Source organism: Oerskovia gallyi, assembly GCF_014836745.1.
Classification (GTDB): Bacteria; Actinomycetota; Actinomycetes; order Actinomycetales; family Cellulomonadaceae; genus Oerskovia; species Oerskovia paurometabola.
This window is the reverse complement of the sequence record NZ_JACSQE010000003.1, coordinates 325,898-333,331: the sequence shown is the minus strand read 5'-3', so window position 1 is coordinate 333,331 and position 7,434 is coordinate 325,898. Positions and strand designations below refer to the sequence as shown.

Sequence of the window (7,434 nt, the reverse complement as noted above, 5' to 3'; positions counted from 1 at the left end):
CCTTTCGCGTGAAGGTGACCTCCGCCGTCGGGCCCCGGGAGCACGACCACTATGGACGTAAGCACCACCACCGGCCCCGGGGCCGGTGAGACCTATGAGAGGAGGCGCCTTGACCGGTCAGGACTGGATCGAGAAGGACTTCTACGCCGCGCTGGGCGTCCCCAAGGATGCCGACGACGCCGCGATCAAGAAGGCGTACCGCAAGCTGGCCCGCACGTATCACCCCGACCAGAACCAGGGTGACGCGAAGGCCGAGGCGAAGTTCAAGGAGATCGGCGAGGCCTACGCGGTCCTGTCCGACGCCGAGCAGCGCCAGCAGTACGACGCGATCCGTGCCATGGCCGGCGGGGGCGCCCGCTTCTCCGCAGGGGCCGGTGGACCCGCCGGTGGTTCCGGCGGGTTCGAGGACATCTTCGGCGGCATGTTCGGCGGAGGCGGCGGAGGCGGGGGAGGCCGCGTGCGGTACTCCACGCAGAGCGGCGGTGGCGGCGGCTTCGAGGACATCCTCGGGTCGATGTTCGGCGGCGGGGGAGGCCAGACCGGCTTCCGCCCCAACGCCGGGTACCAGCGCCCGCAGGCGGGCGCCGACGTGCACTCGTCGGCCACGCTCGGGTTCCGTCCCGCGGTCGAGGGCTCGACCGTCAACGTCACGACCGAGGGCCGCACCATCACGGCCCGCATCCCGGCAGGCGTCCGCGACGGCCAGAAGATCCGGCTGCGCGGCAAGGGACGCCCCGGCGTCGCGGGCGGCGCCCCCGGCGACCTGGTCATCACGGTGCACGTCACGCCGCACCCCGTGTTCTCGGTCGACGAGAAGCACAACCTGCGCCTGACCGTCCCCGTGACGTTCGCGGAGGCCGCGCTCGGCGCGACCATCGAGGTCCCGACGCTCGACGGCAAGCCCGTCAAGGTCAAGGTCCCCGCGGGCACGCCGTCGGGACGCACGCTGCGCGTCAAGGGCAAGGGCGTCAAGACGGCCAAGGCGACGGGCGACCTGCTCGTCACGATCCAGGTCGTCGTGCCGCAGAAGCTCTCGAAGGCCGCCAAGGAGGCCGTCGAGGCGCTCGCCGCCGCGACCGACGGCGAGAGCACCGACGTGCGCGCCGACCTGTTCGGGCGCGCGGCAGAGTAGAGCCGACAGGCACCCGGCAGGACGGTTCCGCAGCACCAGCGAGAGGAGGCAGGGCATGGCCAGGAACGAGGCTCCCACGGGGAGCGAGATCCCGTTCAACGCGTACGACGACGCCCCCGTGCTCGCCATCTCGCAGGCCGCGACGCTCGCCGGGATGCACCCGCAGACCCTGCGCCAGTACGACCGCCTGGGACTCGTGACCCCGCGCCGCACCATGGGGCGCGGACGCCGCTACTCCCAGCGGGACGTCGCCAAGCTCCTCGAGGTCCAGCGGCTCTCCCAGGAGGAGGGCATCAACCTCGCGGGCATCCGTCGCATCCTCACGCTCGAGGAGCAGGTGAGCCGGCTCGAGTCCCGACTCGACGCCCTCTCCGCCCAGCTCGAAGGAGGGCGCGTGTTCGCAGCCGGGGTGAGCGGCGACGTCGTCATGGTGCCGCGCGGGCGGCGGGTGCGCCGCTCGGCGGGGGAGCGGACCGTGGACGCCGGTCGCGGCGGCCAGGTCGTCGAGACCGGCGAGGCACGGGCGCTCGTGCTGTGGCGACCCGGCCGGGGCTCCTGACCTGCGCGGTGGCGTTCGCGCATCCCGGCAGGAATTCCCGCAGCGCAATTACGTGCGGTCTGCATGACGTAAAAATGGCGGAATTCCGCCGAAGTGAGTGAGGCCTTGCTTCCTATACACAGGCTGCGCGAAGGAATACCGTGAGGGAAAAGCACGGTAGAACGCCCCGCCCTTCGAGCAAGGAGAAGTCCATGAGCACCCTGATGGAGATGCCCCAGGTCGTCGAGTGTTCGATCGACGGCTGCGGATACAACCACGAGCACGGCTGCCACGCCGGCGCCGTGACGATCGCCGCGCACGGCAGCGAGGCCGAGTGCGCCACGTTCATCCCCCTCACCGCCAAGGGCGGCCTCGAGAAGGTCATCGCGCACGTCGGTGCCTGCCAGCGCGGAGAGTGCTCGCACAACGAGTCGCTCGAGTGCAACGCCTCCTCGATCCGCGTCGGGGCCGGCCCGCAGGGCGCCGACCACGCGGACTGCCTGACCTACAGCCCCCGCTGACCCTCGCGTCCTCCCCCCGACGCGATTCCTCCACGACGCCCCGCTCGTCCCTCGCCGGACGGCGGGGCGTCGTGGCGTGCTGGGGGCCTCGCCGGGCGGCCGGAGCGCCCGACGACCGCGTGGTCTAGCGAGAGAGGCCGGGGCGCCTAGCGAGAGAGGTCGTGGAGCATCTTCGCCGCGTCGGCATGCTGCGCGGGAAGGGGCTCGACCCAGATGCGGGGCGGGCGCCGGAGGATCGCCGTCACGCCGAACGTGAGCGCGATGCGCTCGATCCTGTGCCGGAGCTCCGCGCGGACCGGCCCGACGTCGGCCGTGCGAGCGCAGAGCGCCGCGTAGATCCCGCCACCGAGCGTCGCGACCGGGTGCCCGAGGCCGAACGTCTCGGTCAGCACCTTGCCCATGGCTGCCGCGCGGGCGACCTTCTGCCAGCCGTCGATGCGTTCGACCGCGACGTCCACCAGGACGAGGCAGTGCGTCGCGGAGGCCGGGGTCCCCAGGCGGTCCGCCTGCCCGTACGTCTCCTGGAGGCGCTGGACGAGGTAGGGGACCGTGACGAGCCCCGACCGAGGATCGGTCGTGGGCGGCGCGCCGGGGATCACCTCGTTGCCCACGGCCCACCCTGTGCTGACTGCCCGCAGCACGCGAAGGTCGGGAGCGGTGCCCCAGAGGTCGAACAAGCAGGTCAGGTCGTCGATGGTCTCGCCGATGCTGATCCCGTCGCGGCCGCGGGCCTCACCGAGCCGCTCGGCCGCAGCGGCCGGGCAGCGGGAGTCCGTGAGCGCCTCGACGAGCGCCTCGACGGCAGGGTGGTACCAGTCGCCTGGCCGCAGCCAGACGCTGTTCGTACTGGCCGCCTGCCACTCGTCGAGCAGCGAGGCGACGGCTGGCTCGGGGTAGCCAGGTCGTAGGTCCATACCCATGAGACGTGTGAGCCCCGTGCTCATGACGCGACAGCGGCGTCCTGATTCTCTTTCATCCACTCGACACACCGACGGACATGCAGCACATTCCGTCGGTTCTGTCATCCTGACAGACGGACAAGACGGGCGAAACCGCGTTGAGACGTAGATAACACCACCAGTTTTCCCGTCTAGGATGAACGGGAGAGCCTTACCTGACGAGGTGAGGCGGAGTCAGAGGCGGTAGGGCATGACGCAGGTCGACACGTCGAGGGACGACGCCCCGACGAGCGATGCCGAGCTGATCACCGCTGTACGCGCGGGAGACTACGCGGCATTCGGTGCGCTGTACGAGCGGCATGCCGCCGCGGCGCGCACCGTGGCGCGCCAGTACGTGCGCTCGGGCTCGGACGCCGACGACATGGTGTCCGAAGCCTTCGCCAAGGTCCTGGGCATCCTGCAGTCCGGTGGCGGACCCGACGTGACGTTCCGCGCCTACCTCTTCACCGTCGTCCGGCGCCTGTCCTACGACCTGTCGAACGCGGGCCGACGCACGCAGCCCACCGACGACATCGAGACGTTCGAGAGCGCGTTCGGACCCATGGCGTCGACCGAGGACCCCACGCTCCTGGGGTTCGAACGATCCGTCGTGACCAAGGCCTACCAAGGTCTGCCCGAGCGATGGCAGGCCGTGCTCTGGTACACCGAGGTCGAGGAGATGAACCCGGCCCAGATCGCACCGCTGCTCGGCCTCACGGCCAACGGTGTCTCGGCGCTCGCCTACCGGGCCCGCGAAGGGCTGCGCCAGGCGTACCTCCAGCAGCACCTCACGGGCGCGAGCAGCGCCGGGTGCGAGAACGTCAACCCGCTGCTCGGGTCCTACGTCCGCGGCGGTCTGGCCAAGCGGGAGACCGCCAAGGTCGACGCCCACCTCGAGGAGTGCGGTGAGTGCCGCGCGCTCGTGCTCGAGCTCGGTGACGTCTCGCACGGCATGCGCGCCGTCATCGCCCCCCTGGTCTTCGGGGCGGCAGGGCTGGGCCTGGTCGGGACAGCTCTCCCGCTCACCGGAGGTGCCGCGGTCGGCGCAGGCGCCGCAGGGGCCACGGGCGCGGCCGGTGGTGGCGCCAGCGGCGGTGCTGGCAGCGGCGCAGCGGGGGCCTCCGGCTCTGGCGCCGCTGGTTCAGGGGCCGCGGCGGGCAGCAGCGGTGCGGCTGCCGGGACCGGCGCCGTGGGTGGTGGAGCCGCCGGAACCGGCGCCATGGGTGGCGCGGCGGCGGCCGGTGCGGCTGCCACGAGCGGCGGGCTGGGCGCAGCCGCAGCCGTCGGCGCGAGTGCCGCGGTCGGCACCGGAGCTGCGGCCGCAGCCGGCGCGACCGGCCTGGCGGCCTTCATCGCCGCGTCCCCCTTGATCGCCGCAGCCGTCGGCGTCGTGGCGGTCGCGGCCGTGGGAGCCGGCGTCGTCGCGGTGTCCGGGGGCTTCTCGTCCGACCCGCCCCCGAGCGCCGGGGCCAGCCCCGACCCGTCGCAGAGCCCGTCCGGCTCGCCCTCGGACTCTCCCACGGGCACCCCGAAGAGCGAGGCCCTGCCCGCCCCGGGGACCGATCCCACCTCACCGGCGAACACGGCGCCGCTCGACAGCGCGCCCGCCGAGGCCTCGAACCCCGCGGAGCCTGCCTCGAACGGGAGCGGCTCGGGGGCTGCGGGCTCCGGAGAGACCGCTACGACGCCCCTCACGCCGCCGAGCGTCCCGTTGACGCCGGTCGACCCGTTCCCGGGCGCTCCGGACCCCGTCCTGCCTGTGACCCCCGCTCCGCCGGCCTCCCTCGACCTGGCCTTCTCCCCGCTCACCCTCGCTGCCCGTGCCCCGCAGGACCTGGCCCTCACGGCGTCGAACTCGGGTGGCACGTCGGCCGAGGAGGTCGTGGTCGACGTCCTGCTCCCGCCGAACGTCTCGGTCGTGACGTCCGCGGTCACCGCGGGCAGGGGCGTCGTCCCGGCGATCCGGCTCGCCGCGCTGCCGTGCGGCCCGGCGACTGCGCAGGACGGCGGGTCGTCGCTCGTCACGTGCTCGGTCGGGGTGCTCGCTCCCGGGGAGAAGAAGGACCTCGTCATCACCGTCCAGGCCTCGCGCGGCGGGAGCTACACGTTCGGTGGTGCCGTGCACGGCAAGGGCCTGAGCCCGGTGAAGACGACGTACGCCCCGGCCCCCGTGCCGTCGTACGGCGCCGAGATCGACCTGACGACGCCCGTCGTGGGAGACCTCCTCAACCCGGGAGCGACCGCGGTCCGCCTCACGGCCCACAACTCCGGCGACGTCGACGCCCAGGGGGTGAGGTTCTCCCTGGGCAACCTGCCCGACGGCGTGACCGCCAAGCCGCTGACTGGGGGCTGGGCCTGCACGCCGAGCGGCGGATCGCTGACGTGCGCGAACGACGCCGCAGCGCTCCACGCTCCTGACGCGAACCAGAACGGCGGCCCTCCCGTGTCGCTCGACGTCCAGCTGCTCGCGGGCGACGGCGTGAAGCAGTCCACGACGGGCCTGACGTTCTCCGCGACCACGTCCTCGGCAGGCCGGACCCTGAAGGACTCCGCGAGCGCGGACCTGACGGTCGGCGAGCCGTGGGCCGGGGCCGCCGGAACGGCCCCGGGCGGGGGGACGATCGTCCCGTCGTGCACCGACGGCACGGCGAGGATCGCCGTGGACGCCACGAACACGACCGCCTACGACGACCTGCACGTGACCCTCGGCGCCGGCGCGGTGTCCTCCGAGGCCGTGCCGCTGCGTCGTGGTGCCAGCACCGTGCTCACGGTGTCCCACGACCTGCGCGTTCCCGCGCAGGGCGCACCGGCGACCCTGAACCTCGAGACCACCGTCGACGGGCAGACGTTCAGGACGACGGTCGACGCGGGTTCGGTCGGTCCCAAGGACTGCTTCGTCCCGCAGTGGCTCGCGAGCGGCGACGTCACGACCCGTACGGTCAACGAGGCAGGGACGATCGGCCTGGAGGCCGACGTCACGAACCGGACCGGTCGGCCCCTCACCGTGCAGGTCGACGGCATGACGCCGGTCGGTCAGGAAGCCTCTCGCGGAGCCGTGACGATCGCTCCGCAGACCACGGTGGCGTTCGCGAGGGCGACCGGGGTGAAGGACCTCCCCGCGGGTGTCCTGACCGTGCGCCAGCACCTCTCGGCCCCCGACGAGCAGGGCGACCCCGGCGAGTACGACTCGCAGCTCACGGCCGGCTACGCCGCAGCACGGATCGCACCCGCGAGCCCGAAGCCGACGGTCGGGCAGTGCACGTACGACCCGGCCGCTCTCACGTCCTCGGCTCCGGTGACCCTGGTGTTCGACAACACGGCGTCGACGCTTGCGGTGTCGTTCACCGTCGCGGGCAGGGACGACCTCGCTCGTGAGGTCGCGGCGGGTGCGAGCGCCAAGGTCACCGCGTCCGTCGGGTACCAGGGCGCAACGTTCGCCGTCTCGGCCGACGGCCGCCAGGTCGCGACGCACGCGCTCCCCGCCACGAGCTGCTACGTGCCGAACTGGTCCGCGCAGCAGTCCGCGAGGTCGGAGGTCGTCGACCAGGCGATCCGCATCGTCGGCACCTACACCAACACGTCGCCCGGTCCCGTGCAGGTCGGCATGAAGACGAGCTACGGCGAGGCCAAGAAGGTCGAGGTGCCCGCAGGGGCGACGAAGGAGTTCGTCGTCCCGGTCGCGGGGACGCGGCTCCCGCCAGGGGCGGTGGAGTTCCAGCAGTCGCTCACGGCCGACGGCGTGGTCCGCAGCAGCACGGTCACCGCCCGGTACGAGGCCGCGCGCTACGAGATCTACGCCCCGACCGTGGGTGCCCCGATCCTGGGCGTCTGCTTCTTCGAGGACAACGAGCAGCAGTCGTACCGACCGGTGACGTTCGTCTACGACAACATGGCCTCGACCGCCGCCGTCACGTTCCACGTCGAGGTGAACGGTGTGCTCGCACCCGAGACGAAGCGTGTGGTGCAGGACCAGAAGAGGGTCCAGCTCAAGGTGCCGAACGTGCCCGAGGCCGGCGCGACCTACCGCGTGGTGGCGGACTCCGGGCAGTCGTGGACGTTCGAGGTCGCCGGGCAGACCTGTCTGCCGACCTGGCACTGGACCGAGGCCTACCGGGTGGGCGACCGCGTCGCGTACGAGGGGCGGAACTACACCGCGACCCAGCGGAGCGTCTCGGTCGCGCCGAGTTCGCTGCTCGGTCCGTTCTTCTGGCGTGACGAGAGCCGCGGCTGAGTCACGGGTGCACGACGAAGGGCCCCCGGCGCAGCGCCGGGGGCCCTTCGCGGTCGCGGACCGGTGGCGGCCGC

General features: G+C 72.5%; 5 protein-coding genes. 4 read left to right on the top strand and 1 reads right to left on the bottom strand.

Annotated elements, in window-relative coordinates; genetic code table 11:
- Positions 1 to 109 precede the first annotated feature (109 nt).
- The 3 genes from H9640_RS05625 to H9640_RS05615 all read left to right on the top strand — a co-directional run bounded on the left by H9640_RS05625 (position 110) and on the right by H9640_RS05615 (position 2,191).
- On the top strand, positions 110 to 1,132 hold the full coding sequence (locus H9640_RS05625) for a DnaJ C-terminal domain-containing protein (RefSeq protein ID WP_191789707.1): 1,023 nt from the start codon (positions 110 to 112) through the stop codon (positions 1,130 to 1,132).
- Positions 1,133 to 1,187: 55 nt separating this feature from the next.
- The gene (locus H9640_RS05620; protein WP_191789706.1) at positions 1,188 to 1,691 is read left to right on the top strand and encodes a heat shock protein transcriptional repressor HspR; all 504 of its coding nucleotides are present in this window, start codon (positions 1,188 to 1,190) and stop codon (positions 1,689 to 1,691) included.
- Positions 1,692 to 1,882: 191 nt separating this feature from the next.
- Complete coding sequence (locus H9640_RS05615; protein WP_191789705.1) at positions 1,883 to 2,191, top strand: DUF1540 domain-containing protein; 309 nt, start codon at positions 1,883 to 1,885, stop codon at positions 2,189 to 2,191.
- A 146-nt stretch (positions 2,192 to 2,337) separates the two neighbouring features.
- On the opposite strand, the gene H9640_RS05610 is transcribed toward H9640_RS05615, so the two are convergent.
- Positions 2,338 to 3,105: a hypothetical protein gene (locus tag H9640_RS05610; protein WP_191789704.1), complete on the bottom strand. Its 768-nt coding sequence runs from the start codon at positions 3,103 to 3,105 to the stop codon at positions 2,338 to 2,340.
- A 235-nt stretch (positions 3,106 to 3,340) separates the two neighbouring features.
- On the opposite strand from H9640_RS05610, the gene H9640_RS05605 reads away from it, so the two are divergent.
- Positions 3,341 to 7,360, top strand: a complete 4,020-nt coding sequence (locus H9640_RS05605; RefSeq protein WP_191789703.1) for a sigma-70 family RNA polymerase sigma factor — start codon at positions 3,341 to 3,343, stop codon at positions 7,358 to 7,360.
- Positions 7,361 to 7,434 lie beyond the last annotated feature (74 nt).

What these genes read in the sequence shown, in the direction of transcription:
- H9640_RS05615 (WP_191789705.1), top strand. Translation starts at nt 1,883, where the DNA reads ATGAGCACCCTGATGGAGATGCCCCAGGTCGTCGAGTGTTCGATCGAC.
- H9640_RS05620 (WP_191789706.1), top strand. Translation starts at nt 1,188, where the DNA reads ATGGCCAGGAACGAGGCTCCCACGGGGAGCGAGATCCCGTTCAACGCG.
- H9640_RS05605 (WP_191789703.1), top strand. Translation starts at nt 3,341, where the DNA reads ATGACGCAGGTCGACACGTCGAGGGACGACGCCCCGACGAGCGATGCC.
- H9640_RS05610 (WP_191789704.1), bottom strand. Translation starts at nt 3,105, where the DNA reads ATGGACCTACGACCTGGCTACCCCGAGCCAGCCGTCGCCTCGCTGCTC.